At 61.6% G+C, this 22188-nt stretch carries 23 protein-coding genes and 1 tRNA gene; 15 read left to right on the plus strand and 9 right to left on the minus strand.

What is annotated here, in order from left to right; genetic code table 11:
- Nucleotides 1-2: 2 nt before the first annotated feature.
- On the minus strand, nucleotides 3-1436 hold the full coding sequence (locus CXQ80_RS05900; RefSeq protein ID WP_101317440.1) for a M48 family metalloprotease: 1434 nt from the start codon (nucleotides 1434-1436) through the stop codon (nucleotides 3-5).
- A gap of 121 nt (nucleotides 1437-1557) precedes the next feature.
- On the opposite strand from CXQ80_RS05900, the gene CXQ80_RS05905 reads away from it, so the two are divergent.
- Together CXQ80_RS05905 and CXQ80_RS05910 are read left to right on the plus strand one after the other, a co-directional pair.
- Nucleotides 1558-1797 carry a sulfurtransferase TusA family protein gene (locus CXQ80_RS05905; protein WP_101317442.1) on the plus strand — a complete coding sequence of 80 codons (240 nt, stop codon included), beginning with the start codon at nucleotides 1558-1560 and terminating at the stop codon, nucleotides 1795-1797.
- Nucleotides 1798-1819: 22 nt separating this feature from the next.
- Entirely contained in the window at nucleotides 1820-2890 is a 1071-nt protein-coding gene (locus CXQ80_RS05910; RefSeq protein ID WP_101317444.1) for an AI-2E family transporter, read from the plus strand.
- Between the two features lie 120 nt (nucleotides 2891-3010).
- Here CXQ80_RS05910 and CXQ80_RS05915 read toward each other — a convergent pair whose 3' ends face one another.
- Together CXQ80_RS05915 and CXQ80_RS05920 are read right to left on the minus strand one after the other, a co-directional pair.
- A complete protein-coding gene (locus CXQ80_RS05915) occupies nucleotides 3011-3484 on the minus strand; it encodes a peroxiredoxin (protein ID WP_101317446.1) in 474 nt (157 codons plus the stop codon).
- Nucleotides 3485-3494: 10 nt separating this feature from the next.
- Nucleotides 3495-4055: a glycine cleavage system protein R gene (locus CXQ80_RS05920; RefSeq protein ID WP_101317448.1), complete on the minus strand. Its 561-nt coding sequence runs from the start codon at nucleotides 4053-4055 to the stop codon at nucleotides 3495-3497.
- Nucleotides 4056-4315: 260 nt separating this feature from the next.
- Here CXQ80_RS05920 and dapA point away from each other — a divergent pair, with 260 nt between their 5' ends.
- The 7 genes from dapA (at nucleotide 4316) to mqo (ending at nucleotide 10758) form a co-directional block, all read left to right on the plus strand.
- Nucleotides 4316-5194 (plus strand): 4-hydroxy-tetrahydrodipicolinate synthase, encoded by an 879-nt coding sequence (gene dapA / locus CXQ80_RS05925; protein ID WP_101317450.1) that lies wholly within the window; start codon nucleotides 4316-4318, stop codon nucleotides 5192-5194.
- Nucleotides 5195-5211: 17 nt separating this feature from the next.
- A complete protein-coding gene (gene bamC, locus CXQ80_RS05930; RefSeq protein WP_101317452.1) occupies nucleotides 5212-6327 on the plus strand; it encodes an outer membrane protein assembly factor BamC in 1116 nt (371 codons plus the stop codon).
- Entirely contained in the window at nucleotides 6328-7086 is a 759-nt protein-coding gene (locus CXQ80_RS05935; protein WP_101317454.1) for an MBL fold metallo-hydrolase, read from the plus strand.
- Between the two features lie 29 nt (nucleotides 7087-7115).
- Nucleotides 7116-7826, plus strand: a complete 711-nt coding sequence (purC, locus tag CXQ80_RS05940) for a phosphoribosylaminoimidazolesuccinocarboxamide synthase (protein WP_101317456.1) — start codon at nucleotides 7116-7118, stop codon at nucleotides 7824-7826.
- A gap of 92 nt (nucleotides 7827-7918) precedes the next feature.
- A tRNA-Ser gene (locus CXQ80_RS05945) sits at nucleotides 7919-8008 on the plus strand.
- 572 nt (nucleotides 8009-8580) lie between these two features.
- The gene (locus CXQ80_RS05950; protein WP_101317458.1) at nucleotides 8581-8772 is read left to right on the plus strand and encodes a DUF4223 family protein; all 192 of its coding nucleotides are present in this window, start codon (nucleotides 8581-8583) and stop codon (nucleotides 8770-8772) included.
- A gap of 348 nt (nucleotides 8773-9120) precedes the next feature.
- Complete coding sequence (gene mqo, locus CXQ80_RS05955) at nucleotides 9121-10758, plus strand: malate dehydrogenase (quinone) (protein ID WP_101317460.1); 1638 nt, start codon at nucleotides 9121-9123, stop codon at nucleotides 10756-10758.
- Nucleotides 10759-11075: 317 nt separating this feature from the next.
- Here the strand turns inward: mqo and CXQ80_RS05960 are convergent, their stop codons facing one another.
- The gene (locus CXQ80_RS05960) at nucleotides 11076-11411 is read right to left on the minus strand and encodes a helix-turn-helix transcriptional regulator (RefSeq protein ID WP_101317462.1); all 336 of its coding nucleotides are present in this window, start codon (nucleotides 11409-11411) and stop codon (nucleotides 11076-11078) included.
- Nucleotides 11412-11461: 50 nt separating this feature from the next.
- Here CXQ80_RS05960 and xenA point away from each other — a divergent pair, with 50 nt between their 5' ends.
- A complete protein-coding gene (gene xenA / locus CXQ80_RS05965; protein WP_101317464.1) occupies nucleotides 11462-12553 on the plus strand; it encodes a xenobiotic reductase XenA in 1092 nt (363 codons plus the stop codon).
- A 42-nt stretch (nucleotides 12554-12595) separates the two neighbouring features.
- Nucleotides 12596-13555: a tail fiber protein gene (locus CXQ80_RS05970; protein WP_101317466.1), complete on the plus strand. Its 960-nt coding sequence runs from the start codon at nucleotides 12596-12598 to the stop codon at nucleotides 13553-13555.
- A 10-nt stretch (nucleotides 13556-13565) separates the two neighbouring features.
- Here CXQ80_RS05970 and CXQ80_RS05975 read toward each other — a convergent pair whose 3' ends face one another.
- The 4 genes from CXQ80_RS05975 to CXQ80_RS05990 all read right to left on the minus strand — a co-directional run bounded on the left by CXQ80_RS05975 (nucleotide 13566) and on the right by CXQ80_RS05990 (nucleotide 17069).
- Nucleotides 13566-14456 (minus strand): LysR family transcriptional regulator, encoded by an 891-nt coding sequence (locus CXQ80_RS05975; RefSeq protein WP_101317468.1) that lies wholly within the window; start codon nucleotides 14454-14456, stop codon nucleotides 13566-13568.
- A gap of 81 nt (nucleotides 14457-14537) precedes the next feature.
- Complete coding sequence (locus CXQ80_RS05980; RefSeq protein ID WP_101317470.1) at nucleotides 14538-15437, minus strand: bestrophin family protein; 900 nt, start codon at nucleotides 15435-15437, stop codon at nucleotides 14538-14540.
- 21 nt (nucleotides 15438-15458) lie between these two features.
- A complete protein-coding gene (gene moaA / locus CXQ80_RS05985) occupies nucleotides 15459-16463 on the minus strand; it encodes a GTP 3',8-cyclase MoaA (protein ID WP_101317472.1) in 1005 nt (334 codons plus the stop codon).
- Nucleotides 16464-16610: 147 nt separating this feature from the next.
- Entirely contained in the window at nucleotides 16611-17069 is a 459-nt protein-coding gene (locus tag CXQ80_RS05990) for an Lrp/AsnC family transcriptional regulator (RefSeq protein ID WP_101317474.1), read from the minus strand.
- A gap of 160 nt (nucleotides 17070-17229) precedes the next feature.
- On the opposite strand from CXQ80_RS05990, the gene CXQ80_RS05995 reads away from it, so the two are divergent.
- Entirely contained in the window at nucleotides 17230-18411 is a 1182-nt protein-coding gene (locus CXQ80_RS05995) for a PLP-dependent aspartate aminotransferase family protein (RefSeq protein WP_101322959.1), read from the plus strand.
- Nucleotides 18412-18475: 64 nt separating this feature from the next.
- Here CXQ80_RS05995 and CXQ80_RS06000 read toward each other — a convergent pair whose 3' ends face one another.
- Complete coding sequence (locus CXQ80_RS06000) at nucleotides 18476-18712, minus strand: YdcH family protein (RefSeq protein WP_101317476.1); 237 nt, start codon at nucleotides 18710-18712, stop codon at nucleotides 18476-18478.
- Nucleotides 18713-18974: 262 nt separating this feature from the next.
- Here CXQ80_RS06000 and CXQ80_RS06005 point away from each other — a divergent pair, with 262 nt between their 5' ends.
- The 3 genes from CXQ80_RS06005 (at nucleotide 18975) to CXQ80_RS06015 (ending at nucleotide 22124) form a co-directional block, all read left to right on the plus strand.
- Nucleotides 18975-20615, plus strand: a complete 1641-nt coding sequence (locus tag CXQ80_RS06005; protein WP_101317478.1) for a phosphoethanolamine transferase — start codon at nucleotides 18975-18977, stop codon at nucleotides 20613-20615.
- Between the two features lie 85 nt (nucleotides 20616-20700).
- Complete coding sequence (gene rnd / locus CXQ80_RS06010; protein WP_101317480.1) at nucleotides 20701-21834, plus strand: ribonuclease D; 1134 nt, start codon at nucleotides 20701-20703, stop codon at nucleotides 21832-21834.
- The gene (locus tag CXQ80_RS06015; RefSeq protein WP_101317482.1) at nucleotides 21831-22124 is read left to right on the plus strand and encodes a YcgL domain-containing protein; all 294 of its coding nucleotides are present in this window, start codon (nucleotides 21831-21833) and stop codon (nucleotides 22122-22124) included. Before rnd ends, CXQ80_RS06015 begins: the two co-directional genes overlap by 4 nt.
- Nucleotides 22125-22188 lie beyond the last annotated feature (64 nt).

Consider the following 22188-nt stretch of genomic DNA (forward strand, 5'->3'; position numbering starts at 1 on the left):
GCTTAGCGCATCATGTCCTTGACCATCCGCTGCTGCTCGAGAATCTGCCGCTGACGGGCGTCGATCTGCGACGCCAGCGGGAAGTTGCTGCCCGCGCGGCGTTTGGCGAAGTCGAGCTGCTGCACTGCCTGGTCAAAATCACCGACCAGCGTGAAGTACTCGGCGCGTGCCCGATGCAGGCCAATGGTATTGCCCGACAGCCCGCGCACTTCAGCCACTTCGTACCAGACGTCCGGGTCGTCCGGGCGCTTCTTGACCAGGTCATCCAGCACTTTCTCTGCCTCAGCCGGCTTGCCCTGCTTGATCAACAAGTCGGCGCGCGCCTGCTGCAGCGGATAATTGTTCGGATACAGGCTGCGTAGCCGCTCGACCCGCTGCTGCGCGTCGGCCAAGCGATTGTTGGTGATCTCCAGGTCGATCTGCGCCAGGTTGTAGGTGATGTCGTTGGGCGCCTTGGCCAGCAGTTGCTTGAGGTTGTCCCGCGCTTCGTTGAGGCTGCCGCCCTTGATCTGCGCCAAGGCAAGGCCGTAGCGGGCAGCATCCAGCTTGGGATCATCTGCGAGTTGATCGCGGAAGCGCTTGGCCGCAAGCCCCGGCGTGCCTTCGTAGGTCAAGGCGACGCGGGCGCGAATCAGCTGATAGCGCAGGCTGTCCTCGACGCCGCCCTTGGGCATCTGTTCGGCGCGGTTGCGGGTGTCGGCGATACGCGATTCGGTCACCGGGTGAGTCAGGAGAAACTCCGGCGGCTTGGCGCCGTAGCGGTACTGCCGGGCGAGGCGCTCGAACATGCTCGGCATGGTGCGTGGGTCGAAGCCGGCTTTTTCCAGGTTCTGGATGCCGATGCGGTCGGCTTCCTGCTCGTTCTGCCGCGAAAAGCGCCGCTGCTCCTGAATCGCCGCTGCCTGGGTGCCGGCAATCAGGCCAATACCGGCATCGCCGCCACCACCGGCTGCCAGTACGATGCCGGCCAGCAGTGCGGCCATCATCGGCACCTGCATGCGCTGCTGAGCTTCTATCCCTCGGGCAAAGTGGCGTTGCGACAAGTGGGCCAGTTCGTGGGCCAGTACCGAGGCGTATTCACCTTCAGTCTGGGCATTGAGGAACAGCCCGCCGTTGACCCCGACAATCCCCCCGGGAGCCGCGAAGGCGTTCAGCTCGCGGCTGTCGATAAGCACGAATTCCAACCGGCGGTCCTGCAGCTGGCTGGTCTCGGCCAGGCGATAGACGCTGGTTTCGACGTAGTCCTTGAGCTGCGGATCATTCAGCTGGCGCACTTGCCCGCGCAGCAGGCTGAGCCAGGCGCGGCCGAGTTCATGTTCTTGCTGCGGGGAAACGATTGCAGAACTGGCATCGCCCAGCGACGGCAGGTCATCGGCATGCCCGGGCAGGGCCATCAGGCAGGCCAGCGTCAGCAGGGTAGGGCGCAGTAGATTCATGCACGAAGCTCGCGTCGGATCAAAGACCCGTACTGTAGCCCGCTCACACCTTGACGACCAGTGGCGGTATCCTACCAGGCTTGTCTGCCATGCACCGTTGCCACCGCCAGGAGCCCCTTGGATGATCGATACCCTGACCTGCGACGCCGAACTCGACGCCAGCGGGCTTAACTGCCCATTGCCGCTGCTCAAGGCAAAAATGCAGCTTAACCAGATGGCAGCGGGCGCAGTGCTCAAGGTGATTTCCACCGACGCCGGCTCGCAGCGCGACTTCAGCACTTTCGCCCGTTTGTCCGGTCATAGCCTGCTGCGACAAAGCGCCGAAGCCGGCGTGTATATCTACTGGCTGCGCAAGGCCTGAGTTTTCCGCCCAAGGATCGTCAATGTTCAAAGTGCTTCGTGACTGGATGCAGCGCTACTTCTCCGATGAAGAAGCCGTAGTCCTGACAGTCCTGCTGGTTCTGGCCTTCACTGCCGTGCTCACCCTCGGCGGCATGCTCGCGCCGGTGCTGGCGGGGATGGTCCTGGCGTATCTGATGCAGGGCCTGGTCAACGCCCTGGAGCGGATGCGGGTGCCCAGTGGTGTTGCCGTGGGCGTGGTATTCGCCTTGTTCATCGGCGCGCTGGGGGTATTTCTGCTGGTGCTGGTGCCGCTGCTCTGGCACCAGTTGATCACCCTGTTGAACGAGCTGCCGGGAATGCTCGGTAAATGGCAGTCGCTACTGTTGCTGCTGCCTGAGCGCTATCCGCACCTGGTCTCTGACGAGCAGGTGCTGCGCGCGATCGAATCGGTGCGCGGTGAGATCGGCAAGTTTGGCCAATGGGCGCTGACCTTCTCGCTGTCGAGCCTGCCGCTGCTGGTCAGCGCCATGATCTACCTGGTGCTGGTGCCGATTCTGGTGTTCTTCTTCCTCAAGGACCGCGAGTTGATCGGGCGCTGGGTCAGCGGCTACTTGCCGCGTGAACGCAGGCTACTGACCCGAGTCGGTGACGAGATGAACCGGCAGATCGCCAATTACATTCGCGGCAAGGGCATCGAGATTCTGATCTGCGGGATCGCCACCTACATCGCCTTCATCAGCCTGGGGCTCAACTACGCCGCACTGCTGGCGCTGTTGGTCGGGCTGTCGGTGGTGGTGCCGTACGTGGGGGCGGTGGTGGTCACCGTGCCGGTCACCTTGATCGCGCTGTTCCAGTGGGGCTGGGGCGATCAGTTCATCTACCTGATGGCGGTTTACGCGATCATTCAGGCGCTGGACGGCAACGTGCTAGTGCCGCTGCTGTTCTCTGAGGCGGTCAGCCTGCATCCAGTCGCGATCATCTGCGCGGTGCTGCTGTTTGGCGGGCTGTGGGGCTTCTGGGGGATCTTCTTCGCCATCCCGCTGGCGACCCTGTTCAAGGCCGTGCTGGATGCCTGGCCCAGGCAAGAGCCGGCTGTAGCACCGTTGCTGTAAGAACTGGGCCGCTTTGCGACCCTTCGCGGGTAAACCCGCTCCCACAGGTTTAGTCGGCGCTGCAGACCCTTGTGGGAGCGGGTTTACCCGCGAAGGGGCGCAGAGCGGCCCCATACAGTTTCAGGCCTGATTCAATGCCTGCGCCGCTGCAAGCACGGCATCGACATGGCCTGGCACTTTCACGCCGCGCCATTCCTGACGCAGAACACCGTCCTTGTCGATCAGGAAGGTGCTGCGGTCCACGCCCATGTATTCCTTGCCGTAGAGCTTCTTCAGCTTGATCACGTCGAACAGTTGGCAGAGCGCCTCGTCCTTGTCGCTGATCAGCTCGAAGGTGAAGCCTTGCTTGGCCTTGAAGTTCTCGTGCGACTTCAAACCGTCACGCGAGACGCCGAACACCACGGTGTTGGCCGCGGCAAACGCGTCGAGTTGATCGCGAAAGCCCTGGCCCTGAGTGGTGCAGCCGGGGGTGCTGTCCTTGGGGTAGAAATACAGCACCACCTGCTTGCCCTTGAGCTCAGCCAGGCTGACGCTCTGGCCGCTGGTGGCCTGGGCCTGGAAGTCGGCGACAGGTTGATCGAGGGTTACCGCCATGTGAGGCTCCTTACACCGGGTTTTGAGGGCGCCATGGTTCGATCAGGGCATCCAGGTTCAGCGCATCGGCAAAGTCCAGGAACTGATCGCGCAGCCAGCTGATCTGGGTGCCGGCCGGCAACACCACGGTGAACTGGGCGTTGAGCATGCTGCTGCCGGTCTGCGGCGCCAGATAGGTATCGCAGGTCATGGCTTCGAGCTCGACGTTGTGGTCGAGGAAGAACTGGCACAGCTCGTTGATGATGTCCGGGCGATAGGCGGCGCTGACGTAGGCCACATAAGGCAGGGCCTGCGGGCGCACTTCCTGATCGGCGCTGCGCACCACATCAAGGGTCAGGCCGTGCTTCTTGCCCAGGCCTGGCAGGGTGGCTTCAAGGCGGGCAAGGGCATCCCAGCTGCCACCGACTTGCAACACCAGGGCGCTGGTTTCGCCGTGGCGCGACAGGCGCGAGGTGACTACCGCGCAACGATTGTCGACGGCGGCGCGGCTGAGAACGTTGGCCAGCTCCATGGGATTGGGGCCCAGGGCACTGATGACAAGGAATTGTTCGCGGACTGTGGGGGTGGACATGCAGCATTCCTAAAACGATGAGCGGTCGGTGCAGGACCTGGGACAGCCTCCGTTACAGCAAGGTTCTGAGCCGATTGCAGCGGCTGTAGACACCCGCGGGAGGCACTGTCGACGGCCCGGCGGGCCGCTCTGCACTGATCAAAGGATCAAGGGTAGCGAAAAGCAGCGCCGAGGGGAATGCTCCGCCCGCCAGCTTTGCTTGTGCAAGGCCGATGGCGCCAGTACCATTACCGCTCTCTTTTTCCGGCAGGAGCAGTTACATGATTGCGGGCAGTATGGTGGCACTGGTCACTCCCATGGATGCACAAGGGCGTCTGGACTGGGACAGCCTCGGCAAGCTTGTAGACTTCCACCTGGAAAAAGGCACTCATGCGATCGTCGCCGTCGGTACCACCGGCGAGTCGGCCACCCTCGATGTCGAAGAGCACATCCAGGTCATCGAATTTGTAGTCAAGCGTGTCAACGGCCGTATTCCGGTCATCGCCGGCACCGGTGCCAACTCCACCTCCGAAGCCGTGCACCTGACCCAGAACGCCAAGAACGCCGGTGCCGACGCCTGCCTGCTGGTGGTGCCGTACTACAACAAGCCGACCCAGGAAGGCCTGTATCAGCACTTCAAGCTGATCGCCGAGTCGGTCGACATCCCGCAGATTCTGTACAACGTGCCCGGCCGCACCTCCTGCGACATGCAGGCCGAGACCGTGATCCGCCTGTCCACCGTGCCGAACATCATCGGTATCAAGGAAGCCACCGGCGACCTGGTCCGGGCCAAGGCCATCCTCGATGGCGTCAGCAGCGACTTCATCGTGCTGTCGGGTGATGATCCGACTGCGGTCGAGCTGATCCTGCTCGGCGGCAAGGGCAATATCTCCGTTACCGCCAACGTCGCCCCGCGCGAAATGGCCGATCTGTGCGAGGCCGCACTGGCCGGCGATGCCGACAAGGCCCGCGCAATCAACGAACAACTGATGCCGCTGCACAAAGACCTGTTCTGCGAAGCCAACCCGATTCCGGTGAAGTGGGCGCTCGTGGAAATGGGCCTGATGCACAAAGGCATTCGCCTGCCACTGACCTGGCTGAGCGAGAACTGTCACGAAAAAGTCCGTACTGCCTTGAGCAAGTCCGGCGTACTGGTTTAATCGAGGAAGTACACCGCATGAAGCGATTGGCTGGTCTATCCGCCCTTGCCCTGATCATTTCCAGCACCAGCGGCTGCGGCTGGCTGTGGGGCGACGAGGGTTATTTCCGCGACCGCGGTAGCGATTACCTGCAGGCGCAACCGACCGCGCCGATGCAGCTGCCGGCAGACGTGGCCAACGTCAAACGCCTCGATCCGCTGTTGCCGATCCCGCGTAACGTTGCCGACGACACCGCCACTGGCGAATACGAAGTGCCGCGTCCGCAGCCGCTGTCGGCTGCTGCCGACATCAGCGACTTTACCCTGCAGCGCAGCGGTAACAGCCGTTGGGTGCTGGCCCAGCGTTCGCCTGCCGAAGTCTGGCCGGTGGCGCATCAGTTCTTTGAAGACAACGGCTTCCGCATCGCTGAAGAGCGTCCGCAGACCGGCGAATTCACCACCACCTGGCAGCGCTTCGACGAACTGTCGGCTTCGCTTGGCCAGCGCCTGGCCAGCTCGGCCAGCAGCGCCGAGAGTGAAGTACGTGTTCGCGTACGCATGGAACCCGGCGTGCAGCGCAACACCTCCGAGGTGTTCGTGGTCAGCGTCGAGCGTCCGGCTGGCAGCACTGCCCAGACCGATTTCCCGAGCAACTCGACCAACACCGGCGTCGATGCGCTGCTGGTCGACGAGATGCTCGCCAGCATGAACCGCAGCGCCGAGAAGGGCGGTTCGGTTTCGCTGCTGGCTGAGCGCGACTTCGATGCCCCAAGCCGGGTCAGCCTGAGCGAAGACGGCAGCGGCAACCCGGTGCTCAACGTCGGTTCCGACCTCGACCGCGCCTGGTCTGGTGTCGGCCGTGCGCTGGAGCAGGGCGAATGGCGCGTTGAAGACATCAACCGCAGCCTGGGCCTGTACTACATCAACTTGTCCGAGAAACCCGAAGACAAGAACAACCAGCCCGGCTTCTTCAGCCGCCTGTTCGGCAGCGAGCCGACCCAGGAAGAGCGTGAAGAGCGCGCCGAGCGTTATCAGGTACGCCTGAGCAAGGTTGGCGAGAGCGTGCAGGTAACGGTCGAGAAAAACATCAACACCGTGGCCCCGGCCGATGTCGCCCGCCGCGTGCTGAGCGCCATTCAGGACCGTTTGGGTTAAGTGCGCTTCGCAGTACTTGGAAGCGGCAGCCAGGGCAACGGCACGTTGATCGCCAGTGGTGATACGTACATCCTGGTCGATTGCGGGTTTTCCCTGCGGGAAACCGAGCGGCGCCTGGCGCTGCTCGGGGTCTCGCCAGCACAGCTGAGCGCGGTGCTGGTCACCCACGAACATGCCGACCACGTGCATGGCGTGGGTTTGCTGTCGCGGCGCTACAATGTACCGGTCTACCTCAGCCAGGGCACCTTGCGCGGCTTGCGCAAGCCGGTCGAGGTCGCCGGTTTTCTCGGTTGTGGTGACAGCATCAGCATCGGCGCGCTGCAGGTCAGCGCGGCGCGGGTCGAGCACGACGCCCATGAGCCGCTGCAGTACGTGCTCAGCGATGGTCGCCGGCGCTTCGGCATGCTCACCGACCTGGGCTGCTACGACGCTCGGCTGCTGGAGCGCTATCAGGGTCTGGATGCCCTGCTGATCGAAGCCAACCATTGCCGCGACTTGCTTGCCCGCGGTCATTACCCGCACTTTTTGAAGTTGCGCGTAGGCGGCAGCCAAGGACATTTGAACAACCACCAGGCCGCCAACCTGGTGGCCGAGCTGGGCTGGCAGCACCTGCAACACCTGGTGCTGGCGCATCTCAGCAGCAAGAACAACCTGCCACAGCTGGCCCGTCAGTGCTTTGTCGACGCCCTTGGGTGCGACCCGGACTGGCTGCAAGTGGCGAATCAGGAACATGGGCTCGACTGGCGCGAAATCGCCTAGCCCACCAACTCAAGCAAGCGGAGCCCATCATGGAAAAACGCGACGAACTCTACCGCGGCAAGGCCAAATCGGTTTACAAGACCGATGACGCCGACCGCTTGATCCTGCTGTTTCGCAACGATACCTCGGCGTTCGACGGCAAGCGCATCGAGCAGCTCGACCGCAAAGGCACGGTGAACAACAAGTTCAACGCCTTCATCATGCAAAAGCTTGAAGAAGCCGGCATCCCGACTCAGTTCGACAAGCTGCTGGGCGACAACGAGTGCCTGGTGAAGAAGCTCGACATGATCCCGGTCGAATGCGTCGTGCGTAACTACGCCGCCGGCAGCCTGGTCAAGCGTCTGGGTGTGGAAGAGGGCATCAAGCTCGAACCATCGACCTTCGAACTGTTCCTCAAGAACGACGAAAAGGGCGACCCGTTCATCAACGAATCCCACGTTGTGGCTTTCGGCTGGGGCACCGCCGAGCAGCTGGTCGAGATGAAGAAGCTGTCGCTCAAGGTCAACGAAGTGCTGAGCAAGCTGTTCGATGACGCCGGCCTGCTGCTGGTCGACTTCAAGCTCGAGTTCGGCGTATTCCACGGCCAGATCGTCCTCGGCGACGAGTTCAGCCCGGACGGCTGCCGCCTGTGGGACAAAGAAACCCGCAAGAAGATGGACAAGGACCGCTTCCGCCAGGGTCTGGGCGACGTGATCGAAGCCTACGAAGAAGTTGCCAAGCGTCTGGGCGTGCCGCTGTAAGGGCCGCTGTGACGCAAGCGTTTGATACCACGCGAATTTTTTTCAGATAAAGGTTTGCCTTTTACGAAATCGCTGGTATGATGCGCGCCATTGGAGAGATGCCGGAGTGGTCGAACGGGACGGATTCGAAATCCGTTGTACTGGCAACAGTACCTAGGGTTCAAATCCCTATCTCTCCGCCATACATCGAAAAGCCCCGCAGATGAAAGTCTGCGGGGCTTTTTGTTTTTGCGTTATCTGAAATGTGCGCAGGCATGGTGTTACCGTACTTCCTGATTTCATTTTCATAAGTGGTATGAGAAGACCTTCGCTAATGAGCTCTACTTGCTCTCATGCACCAAACTAATATGCTGCGTATGCGTGACTTGAATCAGTAAATTTAGTTGATTTTTTCTTGCATGAAAATCGCCGTTTGAACCACTGGCTTCCCCTCGTTGCATAAAAGACCGCGGTCATCTCTGCTGATGCTGGCCGGCAGCGGCTGCTGCGCCGTCAACGGCTGGGCAGGTTCAAGATTACGGTTCGGTGAGGGATTACAAGAATGCAAACTGTGTGAATTCGATATGTTGAGATAGGTTTTGTTGGTGTGAAGGGTAGCGTCAGAAGCCTTACATTTTTTCATTTGCTCGACAGATCTATCGCTCAAGCATTACTAAGTTCACTAACACGGTATTTGACTTGGATCCAATGCCCAGAAACTGTATGATCCCGCCGCCGTCAGTACGATGGCGCATGATCATTTAAAGGACTTAGTATGAAAAAGCTGTTCAAAGCTACCGTCGCTGTAGCCGTCGTATCGGGTGTTGCCCTGCTGTCGGGTTGCACCGGCCAGGTCTACAACCAGCAAAAGAATTGCTCTTACGACTACCTGTTCCACCCTTCGGTTTCGGTCTCCAAGATCATTGGCGGTTGCGGCCCGATCGACAAGCTGCCACAGCAGCAGTAATTCCAGATCGTTGATGGGGCCGTTCGCGGCCCCGTCCAAGACCCTCGGCCATCCACGTGGCCGGGGGTTTTTGTTGTCTGGCGTATACTCGGGCCACGGCCACCCCGCGACATTCGGCCACTGAGACATCCCGTCACCTTGCCTGCCAGTTGCGAATTTGTTTGTGCTGGCATTTCGGTTACAATCGGAAAAACGTTTCAGCCCTGGCCGGTCAATTCGACCTTAGGCTGGCGTCCCTGTTTCTCAAGCTGCTGACTCCAATGATCAATAAAAAGCGCGCGCTGAAGGACATGGATAAACGAGGCCCTGCCTAGGCCTTCCTTACGTGCTATCGATTGGAATTGATCAATGTTCAAGAAAGCTGGCAAGACCCTGCTGGGTCTGGCTGTCGCGGCGAGCCTGATGCAGGCGCACGCCGATGAAGCGAAGAAAGTAGACGTGCTGCTGGTTGGCGGCGGCATCATGAGTTCGACCCTGGCGGTCTGGCTCAATGAGCTGGAGCCGAGCTGGTCGATGGAGATGGTCGAGCGCCTGGATGGCGTCGCTGAAGAAAGCTCCAACGGCTGGAACAACGCCGGTACCGGTCACTCTGCGCTGGCCGAGCTGAACTACACGCCAATGGATAAAGACGGCACCGTCAATATCTCCAAGGCCATCGAGATCAACGAATCGTTCCAGATCTCCCGCCAGTTCTGGTCGTGGCAGGTCCGTCAGGGCGTGTTGAACAACCCGCGTTCGTTCATCAACACCACGCCGCACATGAGCTTCGTGTGGGGCGACGACAACATCAAGTTCCTCAAGAAGCGTTACGACGCGCTGCAGGCCAGCCCGCTGTTCCGTCCGATGCAGTACTCGGAAGACAACGCGCAGATCGCCAAGTGGGTCCCGCTGATGATGGAAGGGCGTGATCCTTCGCAGAAGCTGGCCGTGACCTGGACGCCGATCGGCACCGACGTCAACTTCGGCGAGATCACCCGTCAGTTCGTCAAGCACCTGCAAACCCGGGAAAACTTCGACCTGAAGCTGTCCACCGAAGTGCAGGACATCACGCGTAACGAAGATGGCTCGTGGCACGTTGAGTACAAGAACCTCAAGGACGGCAGCAAGTCGGCCACCGACGCCAAGTTCCTGTTCATCGGTGCTGGCGGCGGCGCGCTGAAGCTGCTGCAGAAGTCGGGCATCCCGGAAGCCAAGGAATACGCAGGCTTCCCGGTCGGCGGCTCGTTCCTGGTGACCGAGAACCCTACCGTGGCCATGCAGCATATGGCCAAGGCCTACGGCATTGCTTCCACCGGCGCGCCACCCATGTCGGTGCCGCACCTGGATACCCGCGTGCTTGATGGCAAGCGCGTGATTCTGTTTGGCCCATTCGCCACCTTCTCGACCAAGTTCCTCAAGAACGGTTCGTACCTCGACCTGCTGAGCAGCACCACGCTGCATAACGTCTGGCCGATGACCAAGGTAGGTGTTGATCAGTATCCGCTGGTCGAGTACCTCGCTGGCCAGCTGATGCTGTCTGACGATGATCGCTTCGCGGCGCTGCAGACCTACTTCCCGAACGCCAAGAAGGAAGACTGGCGCCTGTGGCAGGCCGGTCAGCGCGTGCAGATCATCAAGCGTGACGAAGAAAAAGGCGGCGTACTCAAGCTGGGTACCGAAGTCGTAACCTCGCAGGACCGCAGCATTGCCGGTCTGCTGGGCGCTTCGCCAGGCGCTTCGACCGCGGCACCGATCATGCTCACCGTGCTCGAAACCGTGTTCAAGGAAAAGGTCGCAACGCCTGAGTGGCAAGCCAAGCTGCACGAAATCGTGCCAAGCTACGGCACCAAGCTGAACGATTCGGCTGCTGCTGTGCAGAAAGAGTGGAACTACACCGCTGAAGTGCTGCAACTGGAAAAACCACCGGTTATCGATCAGAGCGTTGGCACTGATACAACCGTGAGCAAGCCAGTTGAAAGCAACCCTGCGAGCGACATGGCGCTGTAATCAGGCTTTAGCTGCGCGGTAACCATTTGCCGCTACGGCAACCAGCCCATAAAAAACCACGAGGTGCTGCCTCGTGGTTTTTTTATGCCTGCGGTTTGCGGTTCAGGCTTGAACTGAATTTGAGTCATGCGGATTACCTTGTCTGGTGTCTGAATTCAAACCTGTGCGGTCGGCAGATCTGCGGCTTGCCACCAAGGCCCCGCTGGACGGCGCATGCTGTGCCTTGTGATCAGTAGAGAAGGGCGCTTCGAACGGCGTTCACTACGCCTGCTGCGCGAGCCGATGGGCTGCGCAGGGGGAGAGGATGCGGCGGCTACTCAGCGCTGGCGCAGGATGCACTCGAGCAGGCCGGGGAAGCGGCTGTCGAGCATTTCGCTGCGCAGCGAATTCATGTGCGTGGTGCCGACATTGCGCGTCTGCACCAGGCCCGCATCACGCAGCACGCGAAAATGATGAGACATGCTCGACTTGGGCCGGCCGCCATCCAGCTCGCCGCAAGTGGCTTCGGTGACACCCGCCAGATGGCGCACGATGGCCATGCGCACGGGGTCGCTCAAGGCGTACAGCACGCGTTCGAGGATGAGGTCTTCACAGCTTGGATGTTTGTAGGCTCGCATGGTCGACATGATAACGGGGCTTTCATTAATTGCCATAGTTCGATTATGATCGAACTATCGTATACCCAACCTGCTGGAGCTGGCTCATGTCTGCATTGTTCGAACCCTACACCCTCAAAGACGTCACCTTGCGCAACCGCATTGCCATTCCACCGATGTGCCAGTACATGGCCGAAGACGGCATGATCAACAACTGGCACCACGTGCATCTGGCAGGAATGGCCCGCGGCGGCGCCGGCTTGCTGGTGGTCGAAGCCACTGCAGTATCGCCAGAAGGGCGCATCACCCCAGGCTGCGCCGGGATCTGGAGCGACGCCCACGCCGAAGCGTTCGTACCGGTGGTGAAGGCGATCAAGGCGGCCGGTTCCGTACCCGGCATCCAGATCGCCCACGCCGGGCGCAAGGCCAGCGCCAATCGCCCATGGGAAGGTGACGACCATATCGCCGCTGACGACGCCCGCGGCTGGGACACCCTGGCACCGTCGGCAATTGCCTTTGGCGCCAACCTGCCGAAAGTGCCAAAGGCCATGACCCTGAACGACATCGCTCGGGTGAAACAAGACTTTGTCGATGCTGCGCGCCGCGCCCGTGACGCCGGTTTCGAGTGGATCGAGCTGCACTTCGCCCACGGCTACCTCGGCCAGAGCTTCTTCTCCGAGCACTCCAACCAGCGTACCGATGCTTACGGCGGCAGCTTCGAAAACCGCAGCCGCTTCCTCCTCGAAACGCTGGCGGCCGTGCGTGAAGTCTGGCCTGAGCATCTGCCGCTGACCGCCCGCTTCGGTGTGCTGGAATATGATGGCCGCGACGAGCAGACCCTGGTCGAGTCGATCGAACTGGCCCGTCAGTTCAAGGCCGGTGGCCTCGACCTGTTGAGCGTCAGCGTTGGTTTCACCATCCCCGACACCAACATCCCGTGGGGTCCGGCCTTCATGGGCCCGATTGCCGAGCGCGTGCGCCGCGAAGCAGGCCTGCCGGTGACTTCGGCATGGGGCTTCGGCACGCCGCAGCTGGCTGAAGGCGCGCTGCAAGCGGGTCAGCTGGATCTGGTTTCGGTAGGCCGTGCGCACCTGGCTGACCCACACTGGGCCTACTTCGCCGCCAAAGAGTTGGGCGTGGACAAAGCCTCGTGGACCCTGCCAGCGCCGTATGCGCATTGGCTGGAGCGCTATCGCTGAGTCGCTGATCGTCGGGTAGTCGATGCATAAATAAATGCGTTAATGGATTATTTTAATGCATTGACATTGACGCAAGATGCATCAATGCATATATTGGATTTGCACTCGCCAAATCAGGCGCGTGCATCACCCTTATTTGCACAGGATTGCATCATGACGACTACCTACACCTCCACCAACGCATTGCCATTCGCAGAATCGCCGAACGCAAATGGCTTGCTGCAGTACTTCCGCGCTGCAGTCACCAATTCCGCGCAAGCATCGTATGCGCCCGATGGCCTGCCCGCCGCTCCGATCTATGGCTTGGGCGGGCAACCCCTCCAGGGTGACGAAATCGTTGAAGGCGGCAACGTGACACTCGCCTCCTTCCTCGGCCCGCTGCTCAATGCAGGCGAGCTGTGCTGGATCCTGCTCAGCTGCGAAGGCGGTGCGCAACAGGTTGCTCCTGCGACCAAAAGCCAGCATGCCGTCACGCTTGGCCAACTGATCGGCTTTTCCGGATTTGCCCCGGGCGATGTCAAATACAGCGCTGCCAATGCCGTGCCAGAAGGCTGGCTGAAAGCTGACGGATCATTGGTTTTGCGGGCCACTTATGGCGCGCTGTTCGCGGCAATCGGCACCACCTACGGCGCGGGGGATGGCGAGAGCACCTTCGCGCTGCCGGACCTGCGCGGTGAGTTCCTGCGCGGCTTCGATGATGGCCGTGGAATCGACCAAGGGCGCACTTTCGGCTCCTGGCAGAAAGGCACGCTGTATCCATATGACACCACACTGAGCAAAGCCAATGGGGTGTGGAGTCCATCGACCAATCAGAACACCGGGGTGGCTTCGCAGGTGGCTATCGGCGCTGATGCTTACGCGACCACTGATTACACCTCCGTAACCATTGGCGGCGTTGGCACATCCGTTGATTACCCACTGCCAGGTATGGGCGGTGACCGTGGTTACTCGGGCGTCTCGCGCCCCCGTAACCTCGCCTTGCTGGCGCTGATCAAGTACTGAGCAGTGGCTATCAGGTGGCGGGGTTGAATAATGCCCGTGCCTGGTTAAAGCACTGCTCGGCAATCGCCGACCTCGGCTCGCTGCGGCGCAGCAGCAGGCCGACCGGGCTGAGCACGCTGGCCTCGGTGATGGGGGTGATGCGCATGTGTTCGCTCAAATCCTCCAGCCCGCAGTTGAGCGGCATCACTGCGCAGCACATGCCGCTGGTGATGGCCTGGATCAGCTGGAAGGTCGAGTCGCTTTCCAGCACTGCCAGTGGCGCAAGGCCGCGGCTGCGAAAGCTCAGGTCCAGCGACTGGCGGTAGTGCATGCCCTTGCTGAGCAGCCCCAACGGCAGATCCCCCAGCTCATCCCAGGCCAGCTCGCTTTGCTCGAACTGATAATGGCGGGTGTCGTGCAGCAGGCCCATGGTGGTGGTGCCCAGTTCGATCACGTCGAAAAAGCTTGAGTTGACCTGATCCAGATAGCAGATCCCCAGGTCGAGCTGATTGCGGCTGAGGCCATCGACAATCTGCTCGGAGGTACTCGAGCTGAGCTGAAACTGCAGCTCGGGAAACTTCTCCCGCAGCGGCACCAGCAGCGCCATTGGATTGAAACTGGCCAACGGCACGCTGCCCAGGCGCAGGCTACCGACCACTTGGCCGCGGCAGCTGGCCGCTTCGGCCTGGAGGCCGTCATGTGCGGCCAGCAGTGTCCGCGCCCAAGCCAGAATGCGTTCGCCGGCCTCGGTGAAGCCCTCGAAGCGCTGGCCACGTTCGACCAGCACCAGGTCAAGTTCTTCTTCCAGATTACGCAGGCGCATCGACAAGGTCGGCTGGGTGATATGGCACAGCGCAGCGGCTTGACCGAAGTGCCGGGTCTGGTCCAGAGCGATAAGGAACTTGAGCTGCTTGATGTCCATGGGGCGGCCTGCGCAATCGGAATGCGTTGACCTTAACCAAGTTGAGCGGGGCTAGCCATTGTTTAGTCGCCGCCGCCCGGTTCAGCTGAGCACGTGATCGACCGGCATCAGCGCCGGCGGCAACGGCTCGTGGCCAAGCGCCGCAAGCACGTCGCGCTCCAGGGTGCGCACCAGTGAGTCGGTGGGCAGGTCGTTTTCGTCGCGGCCGAACGGATCTTCCAGCTCGTTGCCGATCGCATCCAGGCCAAAGAACGTGTAGCTGACGATGGTGGTGAACAGCGGCGCCAGCCAGCCCAAAGGTTCTGCCAGGGCGAACGGTAGCAGCAGGCAGAAGATATAGATGGTCCGGTGCAACAGCAGGGTGTAAGGGAAGGGTAGCGGCGTGCCCTTGATCCGTTCACAGGTCGCCTGCACTTCGGCCAGGCCAACCAGACGCTGTTCGAGCAGGGTGTATCGCCATTCGCTGATCTGTTGCGTCTGCGCCAGCTCCGAGCAGCGCTGGCCGATGTTACGCAGGATGCCGTCGCAGACGTTGTGCGGGCTGAGTGAATGCGCCGGGTTCAGCCACGGCTGCGCCGCGCCGAGGGCATCCTCACCGCGCAATCCAGCGTTCAAAGCATGGGCAAAGCCGCACAGGCTGCGCAGCACCTCGCGGCGCAGCTCGGGGTTGGCAATCGCCACGCTCTCGCGCACGAACGAGCGCACCTCGATGAGCATCCGCCCCCAGGCCTTGCGGCCCTCCCACCAGCGGTCATAACAGGCCGTGTTGCGAAAACTCATGAAGATCGACAGCGACAGGCCGAGCAAGGTGAAGGGCGTGGCGCTGACCGGCGAGAACATCTCTGGATAATGCCGCTCGACCAGCACGATCAACGCCGCCAGCAAGGTAACCAGCAGGCAGCGCCAGGCAATGCGCTTGACGATCGAGCCTTTCAGGGTGAACAGCACACGCAGCACATCGGGCCGGGAATGGACGATCATGGGGATCCAGAGGCGGTTGGGTCAGCCGCCAGTCATGTTCATGAAGCGCAGGATCTGCACCTCGCCGCCTACTTCGAAGTGGTGGCGGTAAGGCTTGAGCTGCACCGCTTCGCGGATGGCATGCTCGAGGCGCTCGGCGTCGCCTGGGTGCGCACGCAGCACCTGTTTCAGGTCCAGCGAATGCTCGTTGCCCAGACACAGCAGCAAGCGGCCCTCGACGGTCAGGCGGACACGGTTGCAGGTGGCGCAGAAGTTGTGGCTGTGCGGCGAGATGAAGCCGACCCGCGTCTGCGCTGCCTCGGCCAAGCGCCAGTAGCGCGCCGGGCCCTGCGATGATTCGGCAGATTCGATCAGGCTGAAGTGCGCCGCGAGGCGGTCGCGCACGTCATCGCTGGAATAGAACGACTCGCCGCGCTGATGCTCGCTGATCACGCCCAGCGGCATCTCTTCGATGAAGGTGATGTCCAGCTCACGGTCGATGGCAAAGCGCACCAGATCGACCAGTTCGTCATCGTTGCGACCCTTGAGCACCACGCAGTTGAGCTTGATCCGCTTGAAGCCGGCGCGGCGCGCGGCGTCGATGCCGGCGATGACCTGGGCCAGATCGCCGGTGCGGGTCAGCTGGCGAAAGCGCTTCGGGTCGAGGCTGTCGAGGCTGATATTGAGGCGGCTGAGGCCGGCGTCGAACAGCGGCTGCGCCAGCCGGTCGAGCTGCGAGCCGTTACTGGTCATGCACAGTTCACGCAGGCCGGGCAGGGCGGCAATGCGCCGACATAGGTCGACGATGCCCTGGCGCACCAGCGGCTCACCGCCGGTCAGGCGGATCTTGCGCGTGCCGAGGGCGACGAAGCGTTCGGCTACCTGATACAGCTCTTCAAGGCTGAGAATCTGCTGGCGCGGCAAGAACTGCATGTCTTCGGCCATGCAATAGACACAACGAAAATCACAGCGGTCGGTGACCGACATCCGCAGGTAGTCGATTTTTCGGTTGTAGCCGTCGATCAGGGCCTGGCCGTTGGGTTCCACAATCGCGCTCGCGTCTAAGGAGGGTCGGCCGGTTGGCCGCAGGGCAGTGAGTCCAAGCTATAACCTGTACCCGACGCCGTCAAATTGCTTTGTCCACTCGGTTGATCGGCGCGCTCTATCAGCCGTTCAAACCAATTGATCGACGCATCAGCGATGCACCGGATAGGCCGTGGTGTACTTCATCTGTTCCATGGCAAAGCTGGAGGTGATGTTCGACAGGCCATCGGTGCGGGTGATCAACTTCTTGTAGAAGCGGTCGTAGGCGGCAATATCGCTGACCACCACCCGCAGCATGTAATCCCAATCGCCAGACATGCGGTAGAACTCCATGACCTCCTCGAAGCCGCTGACAGTGGCGGCAAATTGCTCGAGCCAGGCATTGTCGTGGCGCTGGGTCTTGAGCTGGACGAACACGGTCAGACCCAGGCCCAGGCGTTGCGGATCAAGCAGTGCGACGCGGCCGAGAATATAGCCATCATCCTGCAGGCGCTTGACCCGCTTCCAGCATGGGGTGGTGGTGAGGTTGACCGCTTCGGCCAGCTCCTTGAGCGAGGTGGAGGCGTCGCGTTGGAGCAGGGTGAGGATGTGCTGGTCGAAACTGTCCATGCCGGTGCGTCGCCTTGCCGAGAAAAATATGCTCCAGACTAGCCGTTAACGAGCACGAATAGAATGCTTGTGCCGGGGTATCGCGCGCATCCGCCTGCGCTCGGCCAATCGCGGCGGATATGCGATAGTGACGGCCATCAACCCCGCCTTTTACCAGTCACTGGGCCCGATCATGTCCGACAAACCGCGCAACTTCGCCACGCGTACCATTCACGCTGGCGAGCAATTCAGCGTTGCCGACAACGCCATCTTCCCGCCGATCTACACCGCCAGCTCGTACATCAAGCGCGGCCTCGACGATAACCCCGAGTACGCCTACAGCCGCGTTGCCAATCCGACCCGGCATGCCTACGAGAGCTGCGTTGCGGCGTTGGAAGAAGGGCTTGGTGCGGTCGCCTGTGCTTCCGGCGTCAGCGCCACTTCGACAGTGCTCGAGTTGCTCGACAAGGACGCTCACGTGGTGGTGATGAACGGCGTCTACGGCGGCACCTTCCGCCTGCTCGAAGACTACCGCAGCCGCACCTCCGGGCTGACCACCACGTATGTCGACCTGAATGACCTGGACGCCCTGGCAGCGGCGATTCGCCCGGACACGCAGCTGATCTGGATCGAGTCGCCGACCAATCCGCTGCTGCACCTGGTCGATATCGAAGCGGTGTGCAGCCTGGCCCGTGCCCGCAATATCCTCACCTGCATCGACAACACCTTCTGCTCGCCGTGGAATCAGCAGCCGATCACCCTCGGCGTGGACCTGGTGATGCACTCGGCGAGCAAGTACATCGGTGGCCACTCCGACCTCACCGGCGGAGTCGTGGTGGCGGCCAACGCCGAGTTGCTGGCGCGCCTGCGCAAGATCAGCATGGCCGTCGGTGCCGTGCAGGGGCCGTTCGATTGCTACCTGGCCCTGCGCGGACTGAAGACGCTGGACGTGCGCATGGAGCGCCAAAGTGCCAATGCCCTGCGGGTGGCGCAGTTCCTAGAGAGCCATCCGCTGGTCGATAAGGTGTTCTATCCAGGTCTGCCCAGCCACCCGCAGCATGAGCTGTGCAAGCGCCAGATGCGCACGGGCGGCGCGGTGGTGACCTTGCAGGTGAAGGGTGATCGCGAGGCGCTCAAGCGCTTTGTCGACGCGCTGTCGATATTTGTCCTGGCCGATTCGCTGGGCGGCGTCGAGAGCATGATCAACCATTCCTGGAGCATGTCGCACAACTCGTTGAGCCCAGAGCAGAAAGGCGTGATGGGGATTACCGAGGGCCTGTTGCGGCTGTCGCTGGGGATCGAGGACTGCCGCGATCTGATCGATGATCTGCAAGGCGCCTTGCAGGCCAGCGCCGCAGTCTGAGGCTTTGTTGATCGCCATCGCAGGCTTGCCCCGCGATGGCGGTTTTACAGTTGTTGCAGCCGGGTCAGGACTTGGCTGGATGAATGATTCGTTCGATCTTGTCCTTGATCAGCAGCCGCTCCTTGCGCAATAGCGTGACGGTGTCATCGGTGGCGGCGGTGCGTTCAGCGACGTCCACCTCTTTGTCCTTGGCCTGGTAAGCCTTGTGTAGCTTGAGCAGCTCCGGGTCCTTGGCGCTCAGTGCGTGAAAGTCGTCAGGCTGGATGCTGAGGTCTGCGAACAGATCATGCGGTACGGGCATTTCTTCACCTCCGTCAGGGGTTGGACACTGGTGCAGAACCTTGAGGATAGCCGCGTTTGCCAAAGACGTGGGTGGGGGTGGTCCGGCAGCGATTGGCTGAACGTCGGCTGAATGAAAGGTAAACAAGTGTAATTGTTGCTGGATGTTGGAGTTTGTTGGCGGGTTTTTCACAAAAAAACGATGGTCTGCTTCCCACAATCCGCTTCGAATTGCCACGCGCTGAATCGCGCCTGGGCCAACATCAAACTCGATAGCGAAGACCATGCTGAAACTCGACAATCTGCGGACCGAATGGGTCACGTTACTGGCCAGCCTGTACCTGTTGATTGGCTTCAACAGCCTGCTCTGGAGTCACCTCCAGGCGGTGGTGCCGCCAGGGTTGACGGGGCTTTGGCTGATGCTGGCGTTTGCCCTGCTGATGCTGTTTGCGTTCAACCTGGTGTTGACCTTGATTGCCTTCAAGTATGTGTTGAAGCCGGTCTTGATGGTGCTGTTTGTCAGCGGTGCGGCAGTGGCTTACTTCATGAATCAGTACGGTGTGCTGATTGATGCAGGCATGTTCCGCAACGTTGCCGAGACCAACATCAGCGAAGTGCGTGATCTGCTCTCGTTGAAGTTCATCGGCTATATCGTGCTGCTGGGTTTGCTGCCGGCCGCACTGGTGTGGAAGGCGCCGATCGCCTATCGCCCGTGGCACCGCGAAGTGTTCGGCAAACTGCTGGTCGGGGGTGCCTGTACGGTGGCGTTGGGCGCGGTGGCCCTGGCTAACTATCAGGGCCTGTCTTCGCTGTTTCGCAACCACCACGAAATCCGCCTGATGCTCACCCCAAGCAACGTTGTTGGCGCCTCGTTTGGCTATGCCAGCGAGCGGTTGGGCAGTGCGGCCGCGCCGTTTCAGCGCTACGGCGAAGACGCCCGCCGCGATGCCGCTGCCTGGCAGCAGCACAAGCGCAAGTCGTTGACGGTGTTGGTAGTGGGTGAAAGCGCCCGCGCGGAAAACTTTGGCGTGCTCGGTTATGGCCGCGATACCACCCCGCGCCTGAGCAAGGAAGACGGCCTGCTGGGCTTCACCGATGTGCATTCGTGCGGCACCGAAACCGCTGTCTCGGTGCCGTGCATGTTCTCCGGCATGCCGCGCAAGGACTACGATGCCAGCGTCGCCCGTAACCGGGAGGGGCTGCTGGACATGCTCCAGCGCGCCGGCCTGACGGTGCAGTGGCGTGACAATCAATCAGGCTGCAAGGGTACCTGCGACCGCGTGCAGTTCGTCGACGTCAGCAACCTCAAGGACCCCGCCCTGTGTGCCGGCGGCGAGTGCCACGACGAAATCCTCCTGCAAGGCCTGGCCGAGCTGCTCGACAGCCTCGACCAGGACACCGTGCTGGTCCTGCACCAGATGGGTAGCCACGGCCCTGATTACTACAAGCGTTATCCGCAAGCGTTCGAGCAATTCACCCCGGTGTGCCGCAGCAATGCCCTGAACCAGTGCGATCAGCAGGCAATCATCAATAGCTACGACAACACCCTGGGTTACACCGACCACGTGCTGGCCTCGCTGATCGACCTGCTGCGCAGCCGGCAGGACAAAGTCGACACCGCCATGCTGTACCTGTCCGACCACGGCGAATCGCTGGGTGAGTACAACCTCTATCTGCATGGCACGCCGTACATGCTGGCGCCCGAGCAGCAACGCCATGTGCCGATGCTGGCGTGGTTCTCCGACAGTTACCGGCAGGACTTTGGCCTCGACAACGACTGCCTGGCGCGCCTGCGTGATGCCCCGCTGAGCCAGGACAACCTGTTCCACTCGATGCTCGGCCTGCTGCAGGTGCACAGCGCGGTCTACCAGCAATCACTGGACCTGTTCGCCGGCTGCCGGCCGTGGCTGGCGGCTGGCCGCTGACAGAAGCGCCGGGCGATGGTCGCCATGTTTCGCGTGCGCGGCCCACGGCGTATATACTGCGCGCCACTGTTTGTGGGAGAGCCTCGTGGCCAACGAAATACACTGGATCTGTGACGACCAGAGCCTGGCCGAGCACTGCCGGACCTGGCGCGAATTGCCCTTCGTAGCGCTCGACACCGAATTCATGCGGGTAGACACCTTCTACCCCAAGGCCGGGCTGCTGCAGGTTGGCGACGGTCAAAAAGCCTTTCTTATCGACCCGTTGCGGGTTCGTGACTGGCAGCCTTTGGCTGACCTGCTCGAAGACCCGCAAGTGGTCAAAGTGGTGCATGCCTGCAGTGAAGACCTTGAAGTTCTCCTGCGCCTGACCGGCAAGCTGCCACAGCCGTTGTTCGACACCCAGTTGGCCGCAGGTTACCTCAACATCGGTTTCTCGATGGGTTACTCGCGCCTGGTGCAGGACGTGCTCGGGCTCGATCTACCCAAGGGCGAAACCCGTTCTGACTGGCTGCAGCGGCCTCTGTCGGAAACCCAGGTCAGCTACGCCGCCGAAGACGCCGTCCACCTCGCCGAGCTGTTCACCGCGCTGCGCCCGCGGCTGTCCGATGACAAGTACGCCTGGGTGCTGGAAGACGGCGCCGAACTGGTTGCGCAGATGCGCCGTGAAGTCGAACCGCAGCTGCTCTACCGTGAGGTCAAGCTGGCCTGGAAGCTGTCGCGTCAGCAGCTGGCAGTCCTGCGTGAGCTGTCGGCCTGGCGCGAGCTTGAAGCGCGCCGCCGCGACCTGCCGCGCAACCGCGTGCTGCGTGAGCATTCGCTGTGGCCGATCGCCAAGACCCAGCCAGACAGCCTCTCGGCCCTGGCCAAGATCGATGACATGCACCCGCGCACCCTGCGTCAGGACGGCGAGTTCATCCTGCAATTGATCAAGCAGGCCGGCAGTGTGCCGGCTGAGCAGTATCCGCCAGCGCTGCCTGAGCCATTGCCGATCGAAGCCTCGGCCATCCTCAAGCGCCTGCGCGCCATCGGCCAGGCCGAAGGCGAGCGGCTGGGCATCGCCCCGGAGCTGATGCTGCGCAAGAAAACCCTCGAGGCGCTGCTCAAGAGCGGCTACCCCAATGGGCCCTATCAACTGCCCGATTCGCTGCGCGGCTGGCGTCGCGAGCGAATGGGCCAGGCGCTGCTGGATGATCTGGCCGCGCTCGGAGAATCCTCATGAAACGCATCTGCTCGATCTACAAGAGCCCGCGCAAAAACGAAATGTACCTTTACGTGCTCAAGGCTGACGGCCTGGAGCGGGTCCCAGCAGGTTTGCTGCCGGCCTTCGGTACGCCGATTCACGCCTTCGACCTGGTGCTGTCGCCGGAGCGCAAGCTGGCCCGGGAAGACATCGAACAGGTGCTGAACAACCTCGAGGCCCAGGGCTACCACCTGCAGATGCCGCCGCTCGAAGACGAGTACATCGAGCACCTGCCTGAAGAGCTGCTGCGCCGCAACGACCCGGTCTGATAGGCCCGCGCTGCCCATCGTTCGCCCAAGCGGCCCGCTACCCGGGCCGTTTTCCGTTATCTGC

The sequence above is a fragment of the Pseudomonas sp. 02C 26 genome (genome assembly GCF_002843585.1).
Classification (GTDB): domain Bacteria; phylum Pseudomonadota; class Gammaproteobacteria; order Pseudomonadales; family Pseudomonadaceae; genus Aquipseudomonas; species Aquipseudomonas shirazensis.

Coding starts and splice junctions, on each gene's coding strand:
- CXQ80_RS05900 (WP_101317440.1), bottom strand. CDS start 1,436: ATGAATCTACTGCGCCCTACCCTGCTGACGCTGGCCTGCCTGATGGCC.
- CXQ80_RS05905 (WP_101317442.1), top strand. CDS start 1,558: ATGATCGATACCCTGACCTGCGACGCCGAACTCGACGCCAGCGGGCTT.
- CXQ80_RS05910 (WP_101317444.1), top strand. CDS start 1,820: ATGTTCAAAGTGCTTCGTGACTGGATGCAGCGCTACTTCTCCGATGAA.
- CXQ80_RS05915 (WP_101317446.1), bottom strand. CDS start 3,484: ATGGCGGTAACCCTCGATCAACCTGTCGCCGACTTCCAGGCCCAGGCC.
- CXQ80_RS05920 (WP_101317448.1), bottom strand. CDS start 4,055: ATGTCCACCCCCACAGTCCGCGAACAATTCCTTGTCATCAGTGCCCTG.
- dapA (WP_101317450.1), top strand. CDS start 4,316: ATGATTGCGGGCAGTATGGTGGCACTGGTCACTCCCATGGATGCACAA.
- bamC (WP_101317452.1), top strand. CDS start 5,212: ATGAAGCGATTGGCTGGTCTATCCGCCCTTGCCCTGATCATTTCCAGC.
- purC (WP_101317456.1), top strand. CDS start 7,116: ATGGAAAAACGCGACGAACTCTACCGCGGCAAGGCCAAATCGGTTTAC.
- CXQ80_RS05950 (WP_101317458.1), top strand. CDS start 8,581: ATGAAAAAGCTGTTCAAAGCTACCGTCGCTGTAGCCGTCGTATCGGGT.
- mqo (WP_101317460.1), top strand. CDS start 9,121: ATGTTCAAGAAAGCTGGCAAGACCCTGCTGGGTCTGGCTGTCGCGGCG.
- CXQ80_RS05960 (WP_101317462.1), bottom strand. CDS start 11,411: ATGGCAATTAATGAAAGCCCCGTTATCATGTCGACCATGCGAGCCTAC.
- xenA (WP_101317464.1), top strand. CDS start 11,462: ATGTCTGCATTGTTCGAACCCTACACCCTCAAAGACGTCACCTTGCGC.
- CXQ80_RS05970 (WP_101317466.1), top strand. CDS start 12,596: ATGGATTATTTTAATGCATTGACATTGACGCAAGATGCATCAATGCAT.
- CXQ80_RS05975 (WP_101317468.1), bottom strand. CDS start 14,456: ATGGACATCAAGCAGCTCAAGTTCCTTATCGCTCTGGACCAGACCCGG.
- CXQ80_RS05980 (WP_101317470.1), bottom strand. CDS start 15,437: ATGATCGTCCATTCCCGGCCCGATGTGCTGCGTGTGCTGTTCACCCTG.
- CXQ80_RS05990 (WP_101317474.1), bottom strand. CDS start 17,069: ATGGACAGTTTCGACCAGCACATCCTCACCCTGCTCCAACGCGACGCC.
- CXQ80_RS06000 (WP_101317476.1), bottom strand. CDS start 18,712: ATGCCCGTACCGCATGATCTGTTCGCAGACCTCAGCATCCAGCCTGAC.
- CXQ80_RS06005 (WP_101317478.1), top strand. CDS start 18,975: ATGCTGAAACTCGACAATCTGCGGACCGAATGGGTCACGTTACTGGCC.
- CXQ80_RS06015 (WP_101317482.1), top strand. CDS start 21,831: ATGAAACGCATCTGCTCGATCTACAAGAGCCCGCGCAAAAACGAAATG.